A 20,755-nucleotide genomic window follows, 5' to 3' on the forward strand; every position below is an offset into this window, starting at 1 on the left:
TTCCCAGGTCAGAGGGTCGTTGTTGGTAACGAACGGGCTGAGCGGACTCACCGGATCGGGGTGCGCCGTGCCAGGATGTGGGAACGAACCGTCAGCGTCGACGGGGCCGTGGCCGATGACAACGGCGGCGGCGACCAGCGGCGCGGCCGTGCCGTCCCGTCACGAGCGGGGGTGCGGACCAGACACCTAGAGGAGAACCACATGTCCTCTGCCGAACAGTGGACGCACCCGGAGCCCCGGGAGGGCCCCGCCGCCACCGCAGCCGCTCCGACAGCAGAGCAGGTGATCGCGGGTTTGCGTGCGACCAGCGAAGGCGGGCCGGAGCTGGTGCAGCTCCTGACCCCGGAGGGCGAGCGCGTCGAGAATCCCGAATTCGACCGCTACGTCGCCGACATCACCGACGAGGACCTGCGCGGGCTCTACCGCGACATGGTGCTGGTGCGCAGGGCGGACCGCGAGTCCAACGCCCTGCAGCGGCAGGGCCAGCTGGGCATCTGGGTGCCGCTGCTGGGCCAGGAGGCCGCGCAGGTGGGCGCCGGGCGCGCGCTGCGGCCGACCGACATGGTGTTCCCCTCGTACCGGGAGCACGGCGTCGCGTGGTGCAGGGGCATCAAGCCAGAGGAGCTGCTGGGCATCTTCCGCGGCACCGACAACGGCACCTGGGACTCGGTAGCGCACCGCTTCCACCCGTACACCATCGTGATCGGCAACCAGGTGCTCAACGCCGCCGGGTACGCGATGGGCCAGCGCTTCGAGGGCAAGGTCGGCGACGACGACGGAGAGGCCACCATGTGCTTCTTCGGCGACGGCGCGACCAGCCAGGGCGACGTGCACGAGGGCTTCGTCTGGGCCGCGGTCTACGACGCGCCGCTGGTGTTCTTCTGCCAGAACAACCAGTGGGCGATCTCCGAGCCGACCGAGCGCCAGTCGCGCCTGCCGCTGTACCAGCGGGCGCGCGGCTACGGCTTCCCCGGCATCCGGGTGGACGGCAACGACGTGCTCGCCTCGCTGGCGGTCTCCCGCTGGGCGCTGGACGAGTGCCGCCACGGCAACGGGCCGGTGCTGATCGAGGCGTTCACCTACCGCATGGACGCCCACACCACCACCGACGACCCGACCCGCTACCGGCTCTCCGACGAGCTGGAGGCGTGGAAGCTCAAGGACCCGATCGAGCGGGTCCGCGTCCACCTGGTCCGCCACGGCATGGCCGACCAGGACTATCTGGACTCCGTGCAGGCCGACGCCGACAAGATGGCCGCCGAGCTGCGCGAATACTGCTTCAACATGCCCGACCCCCCGGTGCGGCAGATGTTCGACAACGTCTACGCCGAGCCCAGCCCGGTCCTCGACGCCCAGCGCGACGAGTTCCTGGCGTACCTGTCCGCCTTCGGAGGTGAGCACTGATGGCCGCGCCCGCGATCAACAAGCCCCAGACCGCACCGGCCGTGCAGTCGCTGACCATGGGCAAGGCCCTCAACCTCGGCCTGCGCGCCGCCATGGAGGCCGACCCCAAGGTGCTGGTGATGGGCGAGGACGTCGGCAAGCTCGGCGGCGTCTTCCGGATCACCGACGGCCTGCAGAAGGACTTCGGCGAGCACCGCGTGCTCGACACCCCGCTGGCCGAGTCCGGGATCATCGGCGCCGCGGTCGGCCTGGCCGTGCGCGGCTTCCGCCCGGTCTGCGAGATCCAGTTCGACGGGTTCGTCTTCCCCGGCTTCGACCAGATCGTCTCCCAGGTCGCCAAGCTGCACACCCGCACCCAGGGCCGGGTGAAGGTGCCGATGGTCATCCGCATCCCGTTCGGCGGCGGCATCGGCGCGGTCGAGCACCACTCGGAGTCGCCGGAGTCCTACTTCGCGCACACCGCCGGGCTCAAGGTCGTCGCCTGCTCCAACGCCGTGGACGCCTACTGGATGATCCAGCAGGCCATCCGCTGCGACGACCCGGTGCTGTTCTTCGAGCCCAAGCGCTACTACCACTCCGCGGCGATGAAGGCCGAGATCGACCCGGCCGCCACCCCGGACCCGCTGTTCGCCTCCCGCGTCGTGCGGACGGGCACCACGGCGACGCTGGTCGCCTACGGCCCGTCGGTGAAGGTCGCCATGGACGCGGCCACCGCGGCCGAGGAGGACGGGCACTCGCTGGAGGTCATCGACCTGCGCACGCTGTCCCCGCTGGACCTGGGCCCGGTGTTCGAGTCGGTGCGCAAGACCGGCCGCATGGTCGTGGTGAGCGAGTCGCCGTCGGAGTCGTCGATCGGCTCGGAGCTGGCCGCCCGCGTGCAGCAGGAGTGCTTCTACTCGCTGGAGGCGCCGGTGCTGCGCGTGCACGGCTTCGACGTGCCGTACCCGCCCGCCAAGCTCGAGGAGCACTTCCTGCCGGACCTCGACCGGGTGCTCGACGCCGTCGACCGCTCGCTGGCCTGGTGATCCGCTGATGCCGCAGTACAAGAGCTTCCCCCTGCCCGACACCGCCGAGGGCCTGACCGAGGCGGAGATCCTGTCCTGGCACGTCCAGCCGGGCGACGAGGTCACGGTCAACCAGATCATCGTGGAGATCGAGACCGCGAAGGCCGCCGTGGAGCTGCCCTGCCCGTGGGCGGGCGTCGTCACCGAGCTGCACGTGCGGCCCGGCGACACGGTCACGGTCGGCACGCCGATCCTGACCATCGACACCGACCCGGGCGGCGCGGCCGCCCCGGCGCCCGCGCCCGCCGCGGCCGCGCCCGCCGAGGAGGAGATGAAGCCGCTCGTCGGCTACGGCTCCAAGACGGTCACCGCCAAGCGCCGGGCGCGCAAGGGACCGGCCGTCCCGGCCGAGCCCGCCGCCGCCGCGGTGCAGGAGCAGGTGGGCCAGGCGTTCACCAGCACCAACGGCTCCGCGCCTGCCGCGGTCCAGCCCGAGCCCGCCGCCACCGGCGGGTACGTGCCGCTGGCCAAGCCGCCGGTCCGCAAGCTGGCCAAGGACCTCGGCGTCGACCTGCGCTCGCTGACCGGGACGGGCGCCGACGGCGTCATCACCCGGGAGGACGTGCAGCAGGCCGCGTCCGCCCCCGAGCAGGCCGCGGCCCCGGTCGCTACCCGCGGCGGCGAGCGCCGGGTGCCGATCAAGGGCGTCCGCAAGATGACCGCCCAGGCGATGGTCAGCAGCGCCTTCACCGCACCGCACGTCACCGAGTTCCTGACGGTCGACGTGACACCGATGATGGAGCTGCGGGCCCGGCTGAAGAACCACCGCGAGTTCCGCGACGTCCGCCTGACCCCGCTGGCGTTCTGCGCCCGCGCGGTCACGATGGCGATCAAGCGGACCCCGGAGGTCAACGCCGCCTGGGACGAGGCCGCCCAGGAGATCGTCTACAAGGACTACGTGCACCTGGGCATCGCCGCGGCCACCCCGCGCGGGCTGATCGTGCCGAAGGTCCGCGACGCCGAGCGGATGTCGCTGCGCGAGCTGGCCGTCGCGCTCGACGAGCTGACGACCACCGCCCGCGAGGGCAAGACGCCGCCCGGCGACATGGTCAACGGCACCTTCACCATCACCAACGTCGGCGTCTTCGGCGTCGACACCGGCACGCCCATCATCAACCCGGGCGAGTCCGCGATCCTCGCCTTCGGCGCGATCCGGGACATGCCGTGGGTGGTGGACGGCGACATCAAGGTCCGCAAGGTCTGCCAGCTCGCGCTGAGCTTCGACCACCGCCTGGTCGACGGCCAGCAGGGCTCGGAGTTCCTCGCCGACGTCGGCGCGCTGCTGGCCGACCCCGGCATGGCGATGACCTTCTGACGGTTACCTGACACGCGCGGGGGTGGGGACGACTCGTCCCCACCCCCGCGTCGTCTCACCGGGGCAGGTCGAAGTACCCGATCAGGGTCGCCGCGAAGGCGATGTCGCCCTTCACCTTGACCTTGCCCGACAGGAACAGCATCGGGACGTTCACCGAGCCCGTGATCACGCGCAGGAAGTCGACCGGGTCCACGGTGAGCGTGACCCGGGGGTCGGCGGTGGGCTCGTCGCCGGTCACGCAGCGGCCCTCGCGGATGCGGGTCTCGAACCGGTCGATCCCGTCGTCGTGGGGGCCGCCGGGGAACTGCCAGTGCACGACGGCGCGCAGCCCGGCCGACTTGGTCCGGTCGAGATGCGCGGACATGCGCTGGAACAGCTCGTCGAACACGACATAACGCAGGTGCGGGTGAGCCATCAGCGCCTCGATTTGCTCACGCGACGCTTTGTCGAGGAATCGGACGAAGGTTTCCGTCCGCAGCCCGCTCAGCCGCACCGCCGTGCCCGCGGCGCCCAGCATGTCCAACACGGACACCAGGTCGACGAACTGCGCCGGGGTGAGCCTCGCCGGGTCGATCAGCTCGGCGAAGGCGTCGAGGTCGGCGACCGGCGGCCGGGCCAGCCGGTGCCACTTGCGGGTTCGGCGCATCCGGGAAGACAACCAGACCCTCAGCCGCGCGGCAGGTCGAACAGGCCCGACAGGCTCGCGGCGAACGCCAGGTCCCCGCGCACCTTGAGCTTGCCGGTGAGGAACAGCACGGGTGCCGACGCGTTCTGCGTGATGAGCTTGAGGAAGTCCGCGGGCGTCAGGGTGATGGTGACCTTCGGCTTGTGCGCCATGTCGCGGCTGACCGTGCAGGCCGCGTCGGCGAAGACGGTCTCCCAGCGGTCGTAGCCGCCCGCCCCGGTGCCGTCGGTGAGCCGCCAGTGCACGACCGCGTCGAGGTCGCGCACGCGCTCGGGCCGCACGTGCTCGCCCGCGCGCCGGAAGATCTCGTCGATGACGCGGGTGCGCAGCCGGGGGTCGGCCATGACGGCCTGGATCTGCTCGCGGGAGGCGTGGGTGATGATCCGGGCGAAGGTGCCCGGCCGCATCCGGGAGAGGTCGACGTCCGCGCCCGCCTCGGCCAACCGGGTGATCGCCGACAGCAGCGCGGACAGCTCGTTTTTGCGCAGCTTCCGTGGATCGATCGCCCGCCCGATAGCATCCACGTCGATGTTCCGTGCGGCGATGTCCTCGGGGTTCATCCGATCGAGCAGCTCGACCAGTTCACGCGGCTTGAGGGCGTCCAGCTTTACCTCGGCGCCCTGCGGCTCGGACATGGCCACCTCCCTGTACCTACTCACGAGTAGGCTACGGGCGGGTAGCTTGGACTGGCAAGTTGAAATCCGGCGAAGGGGAGGAGCACGGCGTGAGCGTCGACGAACGCCGTCCGACGAAGGTCAAGCGGCTGCCGCGGGAGGTCCGCGAGCGGCAGATCCTCGACGCCGCCGTCCGGGTCTTCTCCGAGCACGGCTACCACAACGCGTCGATGGACGAGATCTCCGACGTCGCGGGCGTGTCCAAGCCGATGATCTACGCCTACCTCGGGCACAAGGAGGACCTGTTCGCCGCCTGCATCCGCCGCGAGGCGTCGATGCTGATCGAGGCGATCGCGGCGGGCGTCGAGGCCGAGCTGCCCCCGGACATGCAGCTCTGGCACGGCCTGCGCGCGTTCTTCCGGTTCGTCGGCGCGCAGAAGGAGAGCTGGCGCGTCCTGCACCGCCAGGCGACCTCCCAGGGCGGCCCGTTCAGCGAGGAGCTGCTGGCCATGCGCGACCGGGCCATCGCCCTGGTCGACGCCCTGCTGGTGCGCTCGGCGACCAGCCGGGGCATGGACGAGGCCGCCACCAAGTCGACCGAGGCCCTCGCCGCCGCGCTCGTCGGCGCGAGCGAGTCGCTGGCCGACTGGTGGCTCGACCACCCCGAGGTGCCGGACAAGGTCGTCGCGGGCTGGCTGATGAACCTGGTCTGGATGGGCTTCGGCGACCTCGTCGACGGCCACGTCTGGACGCCGGCTACCCCGACGGCCGGTTGAGCACGCCCGCCAGCAGGGCGTGGACGGCGGCATGGTCGGCAGGGTCGGCCAACTTGCACTGGCCGCCCCGCAGCCGGTACCACTCCTCCGCGCCCGCGTAGCGGACCTTCGCGGTCACCACGTTGTCCGGGCCGCAGGTGGTGCGCAGTTCCAGGTCGCCGGTGACGACGCCGACCTCCTCGGTCATCACGCCGGGGCCCGCGCTGAACGGGGTGGAGTAGTCAGCCATGCCGCCGATCCTGCCCCGTCAGCAGTAGTTCAGCATGGAGGACAGCGCCGACTTCTCCGCGGACTGCACCGAGAGGTTGTAGGCGTACTTTGTCCGCACCCACATCTTCGCGTAGGTGCACCAGTACGCGGTCCGCGACGGCTTCCACGTGCTCGGGTCCTGGTCGCCCTTGCTCTGGTTGACGTTGTCCGTCACCGCGATGAGCTGCGGGTTGCTCAGGTCGTTGGCGAAGGCCTGTCGCCGCGACGTGGTCCACGAGGACGCGCCGGAGCGCCACGCCTCGGCCAGCGGCACGATGTGATCGATGTCCACATCGGACGGGTTGTACCAGGTGGCGCCGTCGTACGGGCTGAACCAGCTGCCGGAGGTCGCGTAGCAGGACGAGTCCGTGCGCACGTTCGAGCCGTCCCGCTTGAGCACCGTCTCGCGGGTGTTGCACGTGCCCGAGATCGTGATCCAGTGCGGGAACTTGTCGCGCGAGTAGCCGGTCATCGACCCCTCGCTCGCCACGCGCAGCGCCGACAGCTCGGCGCGGGCGGTGGACTCGCTGGGGATGTTGGGCGGCGTCGCGCTCGCCGAGCCCGCGAGCCCGACGGTGACGGCGGCCGATAAGAGCAGGGAACCGAGGAGCGCCCGAGTCTTCGTCATCGTTTCCTCCGTGAGTGGGGACACACGTGGAGCGGGTCAACCGTGACGAATCGAGGTGGAATGCCTCACACCAAAGGGTGACCTGATGACGACGCTCAGGGGAAGATCGTCGTGGTTTTCACACCGATCAGAGCAGTCCGCGGACCAGCCGGAGATCGGCGGTGTGCCGGTACCAGGTCCAGCGGCCCGCCTCCCTGGGGTGGTCGACCCCGTCGCTGCGCGGGATGACCGGCAGGCAGCCCGCCTGCACCGCGCGCCCGTGGAAGGTCTGCACGCGCTTGCCCAGCAGCCCGATGCGGATGACCCGCACCTCCAGCCCGGCACCGCGCGCGGGATTGACCTCGATGCGGCTGGCCCGGCCGCGCAGGGCAACCGTGTCGTCGCAGTAGACGACGCCGCGGATCTGCGGCAGGACCCCCAGGCCGACCAGCACGCCGCCGGTGTCGTCACGCACCAGCGGGACCGGGTCGACCTCGCCGCGCAGCGCCAGCTCGGCCGCGCGGCGCGGGTCGGCGGGCAGGTCCCACAGCGCCCGGACGACGGAATCCGCCTTAGTGGGCACGTAGCCGACCGACACCGTTTCCAACCGCTCCTTGCGCATGAGGCGCAACGCGACCGCCGCGAGGTCGGCGTCCGTGCCGTGCACGATCACCCGCTCGACCCCGGTGAGCAGGGGATCGATGGCCGCCCGGTCGGGTCGTGCAGGCACTGCACGGACGTCACTGTCCGTGAACAGGTCGGTGGTGTCGGCCACCCGGTCGTTTCCGCAGGCCAGCACGAGTGCGCTCACGCTTGTCTCCTGGTCTAGGCTGAGTCACCGGCATTCGCCCGAGCGTTCCGGGTCCGGGTGTCACAGCACTCCACTTGACGAACACCTGGAGTTTCACATGCCGGCAATCGTGCTGATCGGCGCCCAGTGGGGCGACGAGGGCAAGGGCAAGGCGACCGACCTGCTCGGCGACCGGGTCCAGTGGGTCGTGCGCTACCAGGGCGGCAACAACGCGGGCCACACCGTCGTGCTGCCCGACGGGCAGAAGTTCGCCCTGCACCTGATCCCCTCTGGCATCCTCACCCCCGATGTGACCTGCGTCATCGGCAACGGCGTCGTGGTCGACCCGGCCGTGCTGCTGCGCGAGCTGGCGGGCCTCGAGGAGCGCGGCGTGGACACCTCCCGCCTGCTGGTCTCCGCCGACGCGCACCTGATCATGCCGTACCACGTGGCCATCGATAAGGTCACCGAGCGGTACCTGGGCAAGGCCAAGATCGGCACGACCGGGCGCGGCATCGGCCCGGCGTACCAGGACAAGGTCGCCCGGGTCGGCGTGCGCGTGCAGGACCTGCTGGACGAGAAGATCCTGCGGCAGAAGGTCGAGGCCGCGCTCGACACCAAGAACCAGGTGCTGGTCAAGGTCTACAACCGCAAGGGCCTCGACGTCGACCAGGTCGTCGACGAGGTGCTGGGCGCTGGCGAGAAGTTCGCCCACCGCATCGCCGACACCCGGCTGCTGCTCAACCAGGCGCTCGACCGCGGCGAGACCGTCCTGCTGGAGGGCTCCCAGGGCACGCTGCTCGACGTCGACCACGGCACCTACCCGTTCGTGACCTCGTCGAACCCGACCTCGGGCGGCGCGTGCGCAGGCTCGGGACTGGGCCCGACCCGGATCACCAGCGTGATCGGCATCCTCAAGGCCTACACCACCCGCGTGGGCTCGGGCCCGTTCCCGACCGAGCTGCACGACGAGATGGGCGAGCGGCTGCGCAAGGTCGGCGGCGAGTTCGGCGTGACCACGGGCCGCCAGCGCCGCACGGGCTGGTTCGACGCGGTGATCGCCCGCTACGCCGCGCGCGTCAACGGCATCACCGACTTCTTCCTGACCAAGCTGGACGTGCTGTCCGGCCTGGACCAGGTGCCGGTGTGCGTGGCCTACGAGGTCGACGGCCGCCGGGTCGACGAGATGCCGATGACCCAGACCGACGTCCACCACGCCGTCCCGGTGTACGAGACGCTGCCGGGCTGGTTCGAGGACATCAGCCACTGCCGGACCTGGGAGGAGCTGCCGGAGAACGCCCGCGCCTACGTCGAGCACCTGGAGCGGATCTCCGGGGCCCGGGTGTCGGCCGTCGGCGTGGGACCCGGCCGCGACCAGACGATCGTGCGGCACGAGCTGGCCTGACGGCGCGGGCCCGCCCCCGGTCGGCGGCGGGCCCGTCCGGTCGTCAGCGGCGGGCGAACGCCTCGTCGCGGGAGACCACGGCGATGTCGGGGTTGTCGGCGAACACGCCGTCGACCCCGGCCCGCCAGAAGGCGTCCAGCTCGGCGAAGAGGTCGCCGTAGTCGGCCGGGTTCGTCGACGAGCGCAGGTTCGCCGGGAGGAACTGGTTCTCCGCCCGGAAGGTGTACGGGTGCACCTTGAGCCCGACGGCGTGGGCGTCGCGGACCAGCGAGGTCGGCTGCCCGAGGTTGCCCGCGGCGTCGCGCGGGATGACCGAGTCCTTGGCCGGGCCGAGGCCGTCGGCGTAGGTCGCGACCTCGCGCAGGCCCGCGGGCGTCATCAGGTCGCGGTAGGTGCGCGGGTCGCCGGAGACGGTGAAGTCGTACGGGCGGCCGGACGCGCTGGTGAGCTGGACCAGCGGGACGCGCAGCTGCCGGTCCAGCTGCTTGAGGTTGGCGACCTCGAAGGACTGCACGAACACCTTGGCCTTCGGGTGGTTGAGGCCGTTGCGGTTGAGCACGCGCACCAGCTCCGGCTCCAGCGGCAGGCCGAGCTGCTGGAAGTACGTCGGGTGCTTCGTCTCCGGGTAGATGCCGATGTCGCGGCGCAGCTCGCGGGAGAGGCGCCGGGCGAGGTCGATGACCTCCTGCAGGGTCGGCACCTCGTAGCGGCCGTCGTAGACGGTGTTCTGCTGGCGCAGCTCGGGGATGCGCTCGACCGCCCGCAGCGTCTTCAGCTCAGCCAGGGTGAAGTCCTCGGTCCACCAGCCGGTCACCCGCACGCCGTCGAGCACCTTCGTCCGCTTGCGGTCGGCGAACTCGGGCCGCTCGGCGACGTCGGTGGTGCCCCCGATCTCCGGCTCGTGCCGGGCGACCAGCACACCGTCCTTGGTGGACACCAGGTCGGGCTCGATGAAGTCCGCGCCCATCCGCGCGGCCAGCTCGTAGGCAGCCAGCGTGTGCTCCGGCCGGTACCCCGACGCGCCCCGGTGCCCGATGACCAGCGGCTCGACCTGCTGCCCCCGCCCCTCGGGCGCCGCGCTCGCCGGGCTGAGCGTCACCACGCCCAACACCGACACCGCGGACAGCACTAACGCGCTCAACGCTCGCATAACGCAACCTCCTAGTAGAGACGCCCACCCTGATCGGCCCCCGCGACGCCCCATTGACCGCCGCTTGACGCCCCGGTGAACGCCTGGCTGCCGTCGCCTCCGGCGGGGGCGCGCGGGCACGCGGCGACTGGGCCATCTAGGCTCCCGTGCCGTGCGAGTCCTGGTAATCGGCTCCGGCGCCCGTGAGCATGCCCTCGTCCTTGCCCTCTCGCAGGACCCGGCGGTGACGGCGCTGGCCTGCGCGCCCGGCAACGCCGGGACCGCCGCGCTCGCCGAGGCCCTCCCGGTCGACGCCGCCGACCGGGCCGCCGTCGCCGACCTGGCCACCCGCTGGTCGGCGGACCTGGTCGTGATCGGCCCGGAGGTGCCGCTGGTCGCGGGCGCCGCCGACGTCGTGCGCGCCGCCGGGATCGCCTGCTTCGGCCCGGGCGCCGCGGCCGCGCGGATCGAGGGCTCCAAGGCGTTCGCCAAGGACGTCATGACCGCGGCGGGGGTGGCGACCGCGCACAGCGAGATCGTCGACAACCCGGCCCGCCTCGACGCCGCCCTGGCCCGCTTCGGCCCGACCTGGGTGGTCAAGGACGACGGCCTCGCCGCGGGCAAGGGCGTCGTCGTCACCACCGACCTCGCCGCGGCCCGCGCCCACGCCATGACCCTGCTCGACGACGGCCACCCGGTGCTGCTCGAGTCCTTCCTGGACGGCCCCGAGGTGTCCCTGTTCTGCCTGGTCGACGCCGAGGGCACCGTCGTCCCGCTGCTGCCTGCCCAGGACTTCAAGCGCGTCGGCGACGGGGACCACGGTCCGAACACCGGCGGCATGGGCGCCTACAGCCCCCTGCCGTGGGCCCCGGAGGGCCTCGTCGACGAGATCGTCCGCGACATCGTCAAACCGGTCGTGGACGAGATGGCCGCCCGCGGCGCGGCGTTCACCGGCCTGCTGTACGCGGGCCTGGCGCTGACCTCGACCGGCCCCCAGGTCATCGAGTTCAACTGCCGCTTCGGCGACCCGGAGACGCAGGCCGTGCTGGCCCTGCTGCGCACCCCGATGGCGGGCCTGCTGATGGCCGCCGCCACCGGAACCCTCGCCGCCCACCCACCCCTGGACTGGGCCGACGGCGCCGCCGTCACCGTCGTGATCGCCGCCGACGGCTACCCGGGCCGCCCCCGCACGGGCGACGTCATCGCGGGCGCGGAGACCCACGGCGTCCTCCACGCGGGCACCCGCCGCCGCGACGACGGCGCCATCGTCTCCGCGGGCGGCCGCGTCCTGTCCGTGGTCGGCATCGGCGACACCCTCACCACCGCCCGAGCCGAGGCGTACCGCCTGGTCGGCGCCGTCCACCTCGCAGGCTCCCACCACCGCACCGACATAGCCCTCCGCGCCGAACGCGGCGAGATCACCACCCCGGCCGTCAGCTAGCCGCCGCCCCGACCCCGGCTAGGACACCGCCCCGGTCGTCGGATCGATCACCCCACGGCCATCGGGTAGATCACCGGAACCCCCGCCCGCGATACTTCGTCAAAGTTCAGGTAGGCCCCACAACGCCATTGGTAGCCTGCGAACCGAGACGACACCGTCACGATGCGTACGGGGGTGCGTGGCATGAACATCGGTGATGTCGGCAAGATCGCGGGCGCGGTCGTCGCCGACCTCCAGAACCTGGCCACCGCCAAATCCGGCCAGTTCGTCGTCAACAGAGACAACGTCCTCGCGGCCACCAAGGTGATCCAGAACCAGGTGGACAGTCTGCGGGACCGCACGGTCGACGCGGCGGAGCTGCTCCGCGTCGTGCCACCCGGCCAGGACCAGGTGAGCGGCCTCGTCGCGGAGGAGTGGAACCGACGGCTCGTCTACGACGAGGGCAGCTACGTCGAGCGGGTCAAGGCCTACATCAAGGGCTTGGACAACCTGGTGGTCCAGCTTCGCGAGTCGGCCATCGCGTACGGCTTCAACGAGGACGAGATCGAGGCGGCGCTGGGGAAGTCTGGTGACTAAGCGCCTCATGGCCGCGATCGTCCTGCTCACCGTTGTCGCGGCCGGATGCAGCACCAACGAGCCGGGCACGCCTGCCCCGGGTCCGGGCGATGGCTCCAGTGCGGCGCCCCCGGCGACGACGACCTCGGCGAGCCGGCCGGGTGTCGACCTTCCGCCTCGTCCGCAGGACCTGCCGATCGACGGCATCGCCAAGCCCTGCGACCTGTTCACCGACGCCCAGCGCGAACAGCTCCGAGTGGACCGCGCGCGGGACACGGTCTCGCGCGGGGAGGTCTACGAGGGGCAGCAGCGCTGTGCGCTGACCCTTGAGGGCGGAGACCCGTACCTGGACGTCTCCGTCCTTCTCGTGACGAGTGAAGGCGCAGAGGCGTGGCTCGCGGGCGACCGGAACGTCACCGCCGAGCAGACGTCCATCGAGGGATTCGGGGCCGCGCACTACTGGCTGGCCGGTGGTGAAGGGGCCGAGTGCAACACCGCCGTGGATGTGGCGGACGGCCAGCACCTTCAGGTCGGCCTGCTCATGCCCGGCGAGGGCTGGGCGCAGGAGAAGCTTTGTGAGACCACCGATCAGGTCGCCGCGGCGGCGCTGAAGACGCTGCAGGCCGGGTGAGGGGCGGGAGATGACCAGCAGTCTGAGCGACATCCGGTTCGAGGGGTTCAGCAACGAGCAGCTGGCTGCCGAGATCGATGGTCTGCGCGGTGGGCAAGGGGCGGAGTCCCTGCACCGGGCCGTCGACGCGCTCGTCGATATCGCCAAGGCGTTGGCGGAGACCGACATGACGTTGCGGCGGGAGCTGGCGAAGATCGGGGTCGAGTGGCAGGGGGCCGCGTCCGACCAGGGGCATGAGGAGACGCAGAAGGCGAGCATCTACGCCGAGGACGCCGTGCCCAAGGTGGCGAAGTCGGCGGGTGGGGTGAACCAGCAGGGCGACACCTTCTCCCACACTCGCAACTCCGCGCCCGGGTCGGATCAGTTGCGGGGGCCCACACAGCTCAACGGGTGGGATCGGTTCGCGGGGGCGTTCGGGCATACGACGGACAACGCGCAGAAGGTGCAGGAGACGCAGGCCGCGCGCAATCAGGCCATCGGGTCCCTCAACGACTACCAGCGGGGCAGTCAGTCCGCGCTGGACAACCACGTGTCGCTGCCGGTGCCGCCCGGGATGGGGCTGGTGACGCAGCCGGTCGACCGGCACGGCATGACCTCCGCGCAGGGCTTCGACGGCGTGCAGAGCAGCTACACCCCGATCGGCGGGTCCGGGCCCGTGCAGGGCGGCACGTCGACCCCATTCGGCCCCGGTCCCGGCGAGCCCGGGTACAACGGCGCCAACCCGCCCGGCGGCGGAGGCGGCAACTCGCAGAACCCGCTGCCCGGCCGCAGCGCGGGCATCGGGCCCATCCCGCCGACGCCGAACGGCCTGCCCGCCAACCCGGGTCCCGGCCTGGCCCGGCCGGTGTTCCCGGTGGGCCTGATCGCCGACGCGAGCATGGTCACCGGGATCACGGGCGCGACGGCGGGCGGGGCGCTCGCGGGCGCGTCGCTGCCGAAGGACCGGGTGGTCCGCGGCGCCACCCCGGGCGGTCCGGGCGGCCGGGCGATGGGCGTCGCCGCGGACGTGCCCGACGAGCAGGCCAGGGCCGCGCGGGCGGCCGAGCGGCTCGGCGGCGGCGGGGCCAAGTCGGGGTCGTCGCTGATGTCGCCCGCCGCGGCGACCGCGCCCGGCGAGGACGACGAGGAGCACGTGCGCAAGTACGGCATCGACTCCGACGACGTGTTCGGCGACGACCGGCTGGTCATCGACAAGGTGCTCGGCGGCGAGGACGACGATTGAGCGGGACGCTGGTCCTCTCGGCGCTGGAGTTCGACGTGCTCTGGGAGGCCGAGCGCCTGCCCGCCAAGCACGTCGCGCTCGACGTGCCCAGCCCGGGCACGACGCACAGCGAGCGCGCGCGGCTGGTGGAGCAGGCCTTCGACGGCCTCGCGGCGCGCGGGCTGGCCAAGGGCGGCCGGGCCGTGCCCGAGCTGGCCGACCGGCTCGCGCTGCTGGCCTACCCGCAGGTCTGCGTCGACTCCTGGGTGTGGACCGACCGGGAGATCGCGGCGCTGGCCGCGGCCAACGGCAACCAGGCAATCCTGGGCGCGATCGACCGGGGCGAGGTCTGGCTGATCCCGGCCAGGGCCACCGCCCTGGCCGACGCGGCGGTGTCCATCGCGGGCGAGACGCCTGCCGGACCCGGTCGCTCGGTCAGCCTGCCGACGGACGTGCTGACGGACGCCGACGCGCGCAGCGGCGGTGACGCGCAGAAGCTGGTGACCATCCTGGCCGAGCGCGACCTGTCGTTCAGCGACGCGCAGTCGCTCGCCGCGATGGTGGGCGGCATGGGCGTGCGCGGCCAGTTCGGCGCCGAACGCGCGCAGCGGGACCAGCGCCGCGCCCGCGCCAAGCGGGTCGTCGCGTTCCATGACACTGTGGACGGTCGCTACCTGTACCTGGCGCGCCCGGCGAACGACGGTCGCATGTGGAGCACGATCACGCCAGCCGACAACGCGCGGATCATCGCCAGCGTCTGGGAACTGCTCGACGAGGTGTGATCACCGCTCGACCAGCACGACGGCGCGGTCCCCGGCCCGCCCGCCGAACACCGCCTGCGCCGATCCGCCGTTGACCGCCACAGCGACCCGCCCCGCGGAGTCCAGCAGCACTACGGCAGCGCCCGCGGCGACGTCGCCGAAGGTGCGCCCGACGACGGCCTCCACCGACCGCCCGCCGATCTCCACGTGCACGCCGGACCCCGGCGCCGCCCCGGCGGTGGCCAGGTCCGGCCCGACGGCCGCCAGCTGCACGTTGCCGAACCCGTCCGCGCCCAGCACCTCCGTGGTCAGCCGCCCCGGCACGGCGGAGGTCACCGGCGCGGGCAGCCGGACCAGCGCGCCCGGGTCGACCTCCGGCCCCAGCTCGCCCAGCGGCCGCCCGAGCGCCAGGTGCGCGGCCGCGGGCGCGAACACGTCCCGGCCGTGGAACGTCGGTGACACCGGCTCCAGCCGGTGCTCGGTCAGCTCGACGGCGGCCACCATCCCGCCCAGCGCCTCCGCCGCGGGCACCAGCAGACCGTTGTCCGGCCCGACCAGCACCCCGCCCAGCGTCGCCACCGCGACCGCCCGCCGCGCGGTCCCCACCCCGGGATCCACCACGGCCAGGTGCACCCCCGGCGGCAGGTAGGGCACCGCCTGCGCCAGCACCTCGGCCCCCCGCCGCACATCCTGCGCGGGCACATGGTGCGTCACGTGCAGCACGCGCGCGTTCGGCGCTATCCGGGCGATCACACCCTCGCAGATGGCCGGGAAGCCGTCCGCCAGGCCGTAGTCGGTGGTGAAGGAGATCCAGTCGTAGGCCATGCCGAGCAGTGTCCCGAAATGCGGACACCGGGAACAGCACCCCGAACCGGTGGTGTTCACTCCCCACGTGACGAAGCTGGTCAAGGTGCGGGCTCCGGAGCTCGTCGGACGCGGATGGCTGAACACCGGGGGCACGGACCTGCGCCTGGCCGATTTCCGCGGCAAGGTCCTGCTGCTCGACTTCTGGACGTTCTGCTGCATCAACTGCCTGCACGTCCTCGACGAGCTGCGGCCCGTCGAGGAGGAGTTCGGCGATGTCCTGGTGACGGTCGGGGTGCACTCGCCGAAGTTCGTGCATGAGGCGGATGAGGCGGCTCTGCGGGCGGCGGTCGAGCGGTATGACGTGCGGCATCCCGTGCTGGACGATCCCGAGTTGACCACCTGGCAGGCGTACGCGGTCAAGGCGTGGCCGACGTTGGTCGTGGTCGATCCCGAGGGGTACGTCGTGCACGTCGCCGCCGGGGAGGGGCATGCGGAGGCGTTGCGGCGGGTCATCCGGGAGGTCGTCGCCGAGCACGACGCCAAGGGCACGCTCCATCGCGGGGACGGGCCGTATGTGCCGCCGCCGCCCGCCGAGTCGGAGTTGCGGTTCCCGGCGAAGGCCGTCGCCCACGACGGGAAGCTGCTGGTCGCCGACACCGCCCATCACCGGATCGTGGAGTTGGTCGACGGCGCGCTCACCCGCGCGTTCGGCACTGGCGAGCGGGGGCGTCGGGACGGCGTCGAGCCCACCTTCTCCGAGCCCTCCGGCCTGACGGTCCTGCCCGCGCGCATCGCCGAGCAGGTGGGGTACGACGTGGTCGTCGCCGACACCGTCAACCACCTCCTGCGCGGACTCGACACCCGCACGGGCGTGGTGACCACGGTCGCGGGCACCGGCGAGCAGTGGCGGGACGGCGCCACCGACGGCCCGGCCACCGACATCGACCTCACCAGCCCGTGGGACGTCGCCTGGTGGGAGCCAGCCGGCGGGGTCGTCATCGCCATGGCGGGCAATCACACGATCGGCCTCTTCGACCCGGTGAACGGCCAGGTCAGCCGGTTCGCGGGCACGACGGTGGAGGGTCTGCTCGACGGACCGGCCGACGAGGCGTTCTTCGCCCAGACCTCTGGGCTGGCCGCCACCGCCGACCGGCTCTGGCTGGTCGACTCCGAGACCTCGGCGCTGCGCTGGATCGAGCCCGACCGGACCGTGCACACCGCCGTCGGCGCGGGGCTGTTCGACTTCGGCCACCGGGACGGCCCGGCGGGGCAGGCGCTGTTGCAGCACCCGCTGGGCGTGACCGCGCTGCCGGACGGCTCGGTCGCTGTCGCCGACACCTACAACGGCGCCATCCGCCGCTACGACCCCGCGACGGACGAGGTCAGCACGCTGGCCACCGGGTTGGCCGAGCCGTCCGGGGCGGTGCTGGTCGACGGCGAGCTCGTCGTGGTGTCCTCCGCCGCCCACCGCCTGGAGCGGCCGGTGCCCGCCGCGCGGCTGGTCTCCGGCGACGCCCACCAGGTGCGCAGGCCGACGTCCGACATCGCCGACGGCGAGGTCGAGCTGGTCGTGGTCTTCACCCCGCCACCGGGCCAGAAGCTCGACGACCGCTACGGCCCCAGCACCCGCCTCGAGGTCACCTCGTCCCCGCCTGAGCTGCTGAAAGAGGGCGCGGGCGTGGGCACGGACCTCACCCGCAGGCTGGTCGTCAGCGGCACGGAGGGCGTGCTGCACGTCGTGGCGCAGGCCGCGGCCTGTGACTCCGACGACGCCGAGCACGGCGCGTGCCACCTCATCCGACAGGATTGGGGAGTGCCCGTTCGGGTCACCCGTGAGGGTGTGGCCCGCCTTCCGCTCGTCATGGGCGGGCTGGACGAGGCGTCCCTGGAAAAGCACGATTCAGCAGGCGGTTAGGATTCGCCGGTGCCGGAACTGAAGCTCGAGATCCAGCTGCTGCACGACCGCGTGCTCGTGCAGCTCACCCCCGAGGAAGGCGAACGGCGCAGCAGCGGCGGCATCGTCATCCCGGCGACGGCCCAGATGGCCAAGCGGCTGTCCTGGGGCGACGTGCTCGGGGTGGGCACGAGCGTCCGCCACGTCAAGGTGTCCGACCGGGTGCTGTTCAACCCGGAGGACCAGATGGAAGTCGAGATCCAGGGGCGCACCTACCTGGTGATCCGCGAGCGGGACGTGCACGCCATCGCGAGCGAGCGCACCGAGCACGGGACCGGGCTGTACCTGTGATGAGAACCGCGGCTTGTTGAGGGGGAAGGGGTAGTCGTGCAGGACCGCCACCGGCCGGGCCACCACCAGTGGCCGGTGTCCCACGCGGAGCAGACCGATCTGCTGCCCGTCGTGGGCGCCGACGCGGCTACTCAACGCATCACCCCTGTGGGTGAGCCCAAGAAGCGCAACCTCCGCAAACCCGCCCTGATCGCGGGCGCGGTCTTCGGCGCTCTCGTCCTGCTCTACGGCATCGACCTGCTGGTGAGCGGCGGTTCCGTCCCGCGCGGGGTCACCGTCGCAGGCGTGGACGTGGGCGGCATGTCGCGCGAGGACGCCGAGGCGGCCCTGCGGCAGGAGATCGAGCCCCGGCTGTCCGAGCCGATCGCCCTGCAGGCGGGCACGGTCGAGCACAAGCTCGACCCGGCCGCCGCGGGCCTCACGCTGGACTGGACGGCCACCCTCGAGCAGGCGGGCGACCAGCCGCTCAACCCGTTCACCCGCATCGGCTCGTTCTTCAGCACCCGCGAGGTCGGCGTGGTGACCGCGACCGACGACGCCAAGCTCGACGCGGCCATGGAGAAGCTGGTCGCCGACACGGCGAAGGACCCGGTCGAGGGCGCCATCACCTTCAGCGGCGCCCAGCCGGTCCCGGTCGACCCGATCCCCGGCCAGGAGCTCAAGGTCGACGGCGCGCGCGAGACCATCGTCGACGGCTGGGCCAGCGGGCGGAAGCTGGACCTGCCGGTCGAGCACACCCCGGTCAAGACGACGCCGGAGGGCGTGGCCGCGGCGCTGGAGCAGGTCGCCAAGCCCGCGGTGTCCGGGCCGGTCGTGGTCAAGGGCGAGGGCAAGAACGCCACCATCAAGCCCGAGGTCATCGCGGGCGCGCTGACGTTCGCCCCGGCCGACGGCGGCGGGCTCACCCCCAAGCTGGACCTGAAGAAGATCACCGACGCGGTCAAGCCCCAGCTCGCCGAGACCGAGCAGGAGGGCAAGGACGCCGAGATCGTGTTCGAGGGCGGCAAGCCCACGGTCACGCCGTCGGTGGAGGGGCGGGGCATCAAGTACGACGTGGCCTTCGCCAAGCTGCTCGACGTGCTCAAGAAGACCGAGGGCCGCGAGATCACGGTCGAGTACGCCAAGACCCCGGCCAAGGTGACCACCGAGGAGGCCAAGAACCTCGGCATCAAGGAGGTCATCGGCGAGTTCACCACGCGCAACTTCGCCGCCGACTCCGGCGTCAACATCCGGGTGGTCGCGGGCGAGGTGGACGGCGCGATCGTCAAGCCGGGCGAGACGTTCAGCCTCAACGGCCACACCGGCCCGCGCACCGAGGCCCAGGGCTACGTCGGGGCGGGCATCATCCAGGACGGCGCGCCCGGCCGCGCGGTCGGCGGCGGCATCTCCCAGTTCGCCACGACGCTCTACAACGCCGCGTACTTCGCGGGCATGGTGGACGCCGGGCACCAGGAGCACAGCTACTACATCAGCCGCTACCCCGCCGCGCGCGAGGCGACGGTGTTCCAGAACGCCGACGGCAGCAGCGTCATCGACCTGCGGTTCACCAACGACGCGGAGACCGGCGTCGCCATCCAGACGATCTGGACGCCGTCGTCGATCACCGTCCGGCTGTGGGGGACCAAGCGCTACATCGTCGAGTCGGTCACCGGGCCGCGCACGAACGAGACCCCGCCGTCGGAGAAGGAGGGGCCGAAGGAGAACTGCAAGGCCTCCAACGGCGCGCCCGGGTTCACCGTCACCGACACCCGGATCATCAAGAGCCTCTCCGGCGCCGAGATCCGCCGCGACACCCGCACGGTCCGCTACAACCCGCAGCCGAAGATCGTCTGCCCGCCGCAGAACTGAGGACGGCCCCCGGTCGGAACCGGGGGCCGTGCGCTAGGCGCGGGACCTCATCTTCGCCCAGAGGCTCGCGACCAGGGTCACCGCGATCACGGCGACGATGACCTGGAGCACGATCTCCAGGAAGTCGATGCCCTTGGTGTCGTCCCAGCCGAACGGCTTGGCCAGCAGCGTGCCGATGAACGCGGCCGCGATACCGGTGAGGATGGTCAGCCACCAGGGGATCTTCTGCTCACCCCTGGCGATGGCCCGGCCGAGGATGCCCAGGATCGCGCCCACGATGATCGCGCTGATGATGCCGCCGATTCCCATACCGCTCCTCCTGTCTGTTGCCGATCACCAGACTGGCACCGGACGTTTGGGTGTGCCCGGTGAGGGACACGTCCTCACCAGCGGTGTCACCTGATCGAGTGAGCGGAGGGCGGCGGTGGACGCGGAGCGGGCGCACCGGTCCAGACCGGTGCAGTGGCTGGGCCGGGCGGGCATGGTCTGCTACGGCGCGATCTACGTGGTGCTGGCCTACCTGGCCGTCCGGGTCGTGGCCGGGGCCCGCAGCGGCGAGACCGACACCAGCGGCGCGCTGGCCGAGATCGCCTCGACCGGCGCGGGGCTGGCGCTGATGTGGGTGCTGGCCGCCGGGCTGTTCGCGTTCGCGCTCTGGCAGGCGATGGAGGCGGCGATGGGCTTCCGGTGGGTCGGCAAGGAGCTCAAGCGCACGCGCAAGCGCCTCGGCGCCGCCGTCCGCGCGGGCACCGGCGTCTCGCTGGGCATCGTCGCGGTGAAGCTCGCGACCGGCGGCGGCGCGGGCAGCGGCGACCAGAAGCAGCGCGAGTGGACGGCGGTGGTGCTGGACCTGCCCGCGGGCCCGGTCATCGTGGGCGCCGTGGCCGCGATCGTCATCGCCGTGGGGGTGGCGGGCGTGGTGACCGGCGTCCGCGGCTCGTTCATGCGCGACCTCGACGCGACCGACCTGCCGACCGGCACCCAGCGCTGGGTGCGGCGGATCGGCAGGGTCGGCCACATCGCCAAGGGCGTGGCCATCGCCATCGTCGGCGGCCTCATCGGGGCCGCGGCGCTGACGGCGAACCCGGGCGAGGCGGGCGGCTTCGACACCGCCCTGCGCACCCTGGCCGCCCAGCCCTACGGGATGGTCCTGCTGTCGGTCATGGCCGTCGGCTTCGCCGCGTTCGGCGCCTACTGCTTCGCCGCCGCGCGGGCCCACCGGACCTGA

22 protein-coding genes are annotated in these 20,755 nt (G+C 72.0%); 14 read left to right on the forward strand and 8 right to left on the reverse strand.

The genetic code is table 11. From position 1 onward, the window contains the following. The first annotated feature begins 201 nt into the window (after positions 1 to 201). From pdhA to IEY98_RS05295, 3 genes are read left to right on the forward strand one after another with little or no spacing between them, the layout of a single operon-like run. The gene (gene pdhA / locus IEY98_RS05285; protein WP_189209108.1) at positions 202 to 1,404 is read left to right on the forward strand and encodes a pyruvate dehydrogenase (acetyl-transferring) E1 component subunit alpha; all 1,203 of its coding nucleotides are present in this window, start codon (positions 202 to 204) and stop codon (positions 1,402 to 1,404) included. Further along, the gene (locus IEY98_RS05290) at positions 1,404 to 2,429 is read left to right on the forward strand and encodes an alpha-ketoacid dehydrogenase subunit beta (protein ID WP_189209109.1); all 1,026 of its coding nucleotides are present in this window, start codon (positions 1,404 to 1,406) and stop codon (positions 2,427 to 2,429) included. The genes pdhA and IEY98_RS05290 overlap by 1 nt, the downstream gene beginning before the upstream one ends. A gap of 7 nt (positions 2,430 to 2,436) precedes the next feature. Beyond that, complete coding sequence (locus IEY98_RS05295) at positions 2,437 to 3,783, forward strand: dihydrolipoamide acetyltransferase family protein (protein ID WP_189209110.1); 1,347 nt, start codon at positions 2,437 to 2,439, stop codon at positions 3,781 to 3,783. 55 nt (positions 3,784 to 3,838) lie between these two features. On the opposite strand, the gene IEY98_RS05300 is transcribed toward IEY98_RS05295, so the two are convergent. After that, a complete protein-coding gene (locus IEY98_RS05300; protein WP_189209111.1) occupies positions 3,839 to 4,429 on the reverse strand; it encodes an SCP2 sterol-binding domain-containing protein in 591 nt (196 codons plus the stop codon). Between the two features lie 20 nt (positions 4,430 to 4,449). After that, entirely contained in the window at positions 4,450 to 5,103 is a 654-nt protein-coding gene (locus IEY98_RS05305; RefSeq protein ID WP_189209112.1) for an SCP2 sterol-binding domain-containing protein, read from the reverse strand. A gap of 89 nt (positions 5,104 to 5,192) precedes the next feature. On the opposite strand from IEY98_RS05305, the gene IEY98_RS05310 reads away from it, so the two are divergent. Continuing rightward, a complete protein-coding gene (locus IEY98_RS05310) occupies positions 5,193 to 5,858 on the forward strand; it encodes a TetR/AcrR family transcriptional regulator (protein WP_189209113.1) in 666 nt (221 codons plus the stop codon). Here the strand turns inward: IEY98_RS05310 and IEY98_RS05315 are convergent. The 3 genes from IEY98_RS05315 to IEY98_RS05325 all read right to left on the reverse strand — a co-directional run bounded on the left by IEY98_RS05315 (position 5,839) and on the right by IEY98_RS05325 (position 7,525). Continuing rightward, positions 5,839 to 6,087: a hypothetical protein gene (locus IEY98_RS05315; protein ID WP_189209114.1), complete on the reverse strand. Its 249-nt coding sequence runs from the start codon at positions 6,085 to 6,087 to the stop codon at positions 5,839 to 5,841. The genes IEY98_RS05310 and IEY98_RS05315 overlap by 20 nt on opposite strands. 18 nt (positions 6,088 to 6,105) lie before the next feature. Beyond that, the gene (locus IEY98_RS05320) at positions 6,106 to 6,735 is read right to left on the reverse strand and encodes an HNH endonuclease family protein (RefSeq protein WP_189209115.1); all 630 of its coding nucleotides are present in this window, start codon (positions 6,733 to 6,735) and stop codon (positions 6,106 to 6,108) included. Positions 6,736 to 6,862: 127 nt separating this feature from the next. After that, positions 6,863 to 7,525 carry a hypothetical protein gene (locus IEY98_RS05325; RefSeq protein WP_373292324.1) on the reverse strand — a complete coding sequence of 221 codons (663 nt, stop codon included), beginning with the start codon at positions 7,523 to 7,525 and terminating at the stop codon, positions 6,863 to 6,865. A gap of 97 nt (positions 7,526 to 7,622) precedes the next feature. Here IEY98_RS05325 and IEY98_RS05330 point away from each other — a divergent pair, with 97 nt between their 5' ends. Further along, the gene (locus tag IEY98_RS05330) at positions 7,623 to 8,909 is read left to right on the forward strand and encodes an adenylosuccinate synthase (RefSeq protein WP_189209116.1); all 1,287 of its coding nucleotides are present in this window, start codon (positions 7,623 to 7,625) and stop codon (positions 8,907 to 8,909) included. 43 nt (positions 8,910 to 8,952) lie between these two features. Here IEY98_RS05330 and IEY98_RS05335 read toward each other — a convergent pair whose 3' ends face one another. After that, a complete protein-coding gene (locus IEY98_RS05335; protein WP_189209117.1) occupies positions 8,953 to 10,059 on the reverse strand; it encodes a glycerophosphodiester phosphodiesterase in 1,107 nt (368 codons plus the stop codon). 151 nt (positions 10,060 to 10,210) lie between these two features. Here IEY98_RS05335 and purD point away from each other — a divergent pair, with 151 nt between their 5' ends. The 5 genes from purD (at position 10,211) to IEY98_RS05360 (ending at position 14,648) form a co-directional block, all read left to right on the forward strand. Then, positions 10,211 to 11,479, forward strand: coding sequence for a phosphoribosylamine--glycine ligase (purD, locus tag IEY98_RS05340; protein WP_189209118.1), 1,269 nt, complete (start codon positions 10,211 to 10,213; stop codon positions 11,477 to 11,479). 183 nt (positions 11,480 to 11,662) lie between these two features. Next, on the forward strand, positions 11,663 to 12,055 hold the full coding sequence (locus IEY98_RS05345) for a PE domain-containing protein (RefSeq protein ID WP_189209119.1): 393 nt from the start codon (positions 11,663 to 11,665) through the stop codon (positions 12,053 to 12,055). A gap of 7 nt (positions 12,056 to 12,062) precedes the next feature. After that, entirely contained in the window at positions 12,063 to 12,665 is a 603-nt protein-coding gene (locus IEY98_RS05350) for a DUF3558 domain-containing protein (protein WP_189209120.1), read from the forward strand. Positions 12,666 to 12,675: 10 nt separating this feature from the next. Beyond that, complete coding sequence (locus tag IEY98_RS05355; protein ID WP_189209121.1) at positions 12,676 to 13,887, forward strand: hypothetical protein; 1,212 nt, start codon at positions 12,676 to 12,678, stop codon at positions 13,885 to 13,887. Beyond that, a complete protein-coding gene (locus IEY98_RS05360; protein WP_189209122.1) occupies positions 13,884 to 14,648 on the forward strand; it encodes an ESX secretion-associated protein EspG in 765 nt (254 codons plus the stop codon). The genes IEY98_RS05355 and IEY98_RS05360 overlap by 4 nt, the downstream gene beginning before the upstream one ends. On the opposite strand, the gene IEY98_RS05365 is transcribed toward IEY98_RS05360, so the two are convergent. Further along, entirely contained in the window at positions 14,649 to 15,452 is an 804-nt protein-coding gene (locus tag IEY98_RS05365) for an SAM hydrolase/SAM-dependent halogenase family protein (protein ID WP_189209123.1), read from the reverse strand. Between the two features lie 85 nt (positions 15,453 to 15,537). On the opposite strand from IEY98_RS05365, the gene IEY98_RS05370 reads away from it, so the two are divergent. From IEY98_RS05370 to IEY98_RS05380, 3 genes are read left to right on the forward strand one after another with little or no spacing between them, the layout of a single operon-like run. After that, complete coding sequence (locus IEY98_RS05370) at positions 15,538 to 17,349, forward strand: NHL domain-containing thioredoxin family protein (protein ID WP_229786757.1); 1,812 nt, start codon at positions 15,538 to 15,540, stop codon at positions 17,347 to 17,349. Between the two features lie 9 nt (positions 17,350 to 17,358). Beyond that, positions 17,359 to 17,679 carry a GroES family chaperonin gene (locus IEY98_RS05375; protein WP_189209125.1) on the forward strand — a complete coding sequence of 107 codons (321 nt, stop codon included), beginning with the start codon at positions 17,359 to 17,361 and terminating at the stop codon, positions 17,677 to 17,679. 36 nt (positions 17,680 to 17,715) lie between these two features. Further along, positions 17,716 to 19,527 carry a VanW family protein gene (locus IEY98_RS05380; protein WP_189209126.1) on the forward strand — a complete coding sequence of 604 codons (1,812 nt, stop codon included), beginning with the start codon at positions 17,716 to 17,718 and terminating at the stop codon, positions 19,525 to 19,527. A 33-nt stretch (positions 19,528 to 19,560) separates the two neighbouring features. Here the strand turns inward: IEY98_RS05380 and IEY98_RS05385 are convergent, their stop codons facing one another. Further along, a complete protein-coding gene (locus tag IEY98_RS05385) occupies positions 19,561 to 19,836 on the reverse strand; it encodes a GlsB/YeaQ/YmgE family stress response membrane protein (protein WP_189209127.1) in 276 nt (91 codons plus the stop codon). Between the two features lie 115 nt (positions 19,837 to 19,951). Between IEY98_RS05385 and IEY98_RS05390 the strand changes: the two genes are divergently transcribed. Beyond that, positions 19,952 to 20,755 carry a DUF1206 domain-containing protein gene (locus IEY98_RS05390; protein ID WP_229786604.1) on the forward strand — a complete coding sequence of 268 codons (804 nt, stop codon included), beginning with the start codon at positions 19,952 to 19,954 and terminating at the stop codon, positions 20,753 to 20,755.

The sequence above is a fragment of the Actinokineospora fastidiosa genome (assembly GCF_014648415.1).
GTDB classification, from domain to species: domain Bacteria; phylum Actinomycetota; class Actinomycetes; order Mycobacteriales; family Pseudonocardiaceae; genus Actinokineospora; species Actinokineospora fastidiosa.

What these genes read in the sequence shown, in the direction of transcription:
- pdhA (WP_189209108.1), top strand. Translation starts at nt 202, where the DNA reads ATGTCCTCTGCCGAACAGTGGACGCACCCGGAGCCCCGGGAGGGCCCC.
- IEY98_RS05290 (WP_189209109.1), top strand. Translation starts at nt 1,404, where the DNA reads ATGGCCGCGCCCGCGATCAACAAGCCCCAGACCGCACCGGCCGTGCAG.
- IEY98_RS05295 (WP_189209110.1), top strand. Translation starts at nt 2,437, where the DNA reads ATGCCGCAGTACAAGAGCTTCCCCCTGCCCGACACCGCCGAGGGCCTG.
- IEY98_RS05300 (WP_189209111.1), bottom strand. Translation starts at nt 4,429, where the DNA reads ATGCGCCGAACCCGCAAGTGGCACCGGCTGGCCCGGCCGCCGGTCGCC.
- IEY98_RS05305 (WP_189209112.1), bottom strand. Translation starts at nt 5,103, where the DNA reads ATGTCCGAGCCGCAGGGCGCCGAGGTAAAGCTGGACGCCCTCAAGCCG.
- IEY98_RS05315 (WP_189209114.1), bottom strand. Translation starts at nt 6,087, where the DNA reads ATGGCTGACTACTCCACCCCGTTCAGCGCGGGCCCCGGCGTGATGACC.
- IEY98_RS05320 (WP_189209115.1), bottom strand. Translation starts at nt 6,735, where the DNA reads ATGACGAAGACTCGGGCGCTCCTCGGTTCCCTGCTCTTATCGGCCGCC.
- IEY98_RS05330 (WP_189209116.1), top strand. Translation starts at nt 7,623, where the DNA reads ATGCCGGCAATCGTGCTGATCGGCGCCCAGTGGGGCGACGAGGGCAAG.
- IEY98_RS05335 (WP_189209117.1), bottom strand. Translation starts at nt 10,059, where the DNA reads ATGCGAGCGTTGAGCGCGTTAGTGCTGTCCGCGGTGTCGGTGTTGGGC.
- IEY98_RS05345 (WP_189209119.1), top strand. Translation starts at nt 11,663, where the DNA reads ATGAACATCGGTGATGTCGGCAAGATCGCGGGCGCGGTCGTCGCCGAC.
- IEY98_RS05350 (WP_189209120.1), top strand. Translation starts at nt 12,063, where the DNA reads ATGGCCGCGATCGTCCTGCTCACCGTTGTCGCGGCCGGATGCAGCACC.
- IEY98_RS05355 (WP_189209121.1), top strand. Translation starts at nt 12,676, where the DNA reads ATGACCAGCAGTCTGAGCGACATCCGGTTCGAGGGGTTCAGCAACGAG.
- IEY98_RS05365 (WP_189209123.1), bottom strand. Translation starts at nt 15,452, where the DNA reads ATGGCCTACGACTGGATCTCCTTCACCACCGACTACGGCCTGGCGGAC.
- IEY98_RS05385 (WP_189209127.1), bottom strand. Translation starts at nt 19,836, where the DNA reads ATGGGAATCGGCGGCATCATCAGCGCGATCATCGTGGGCGCGATCCTG.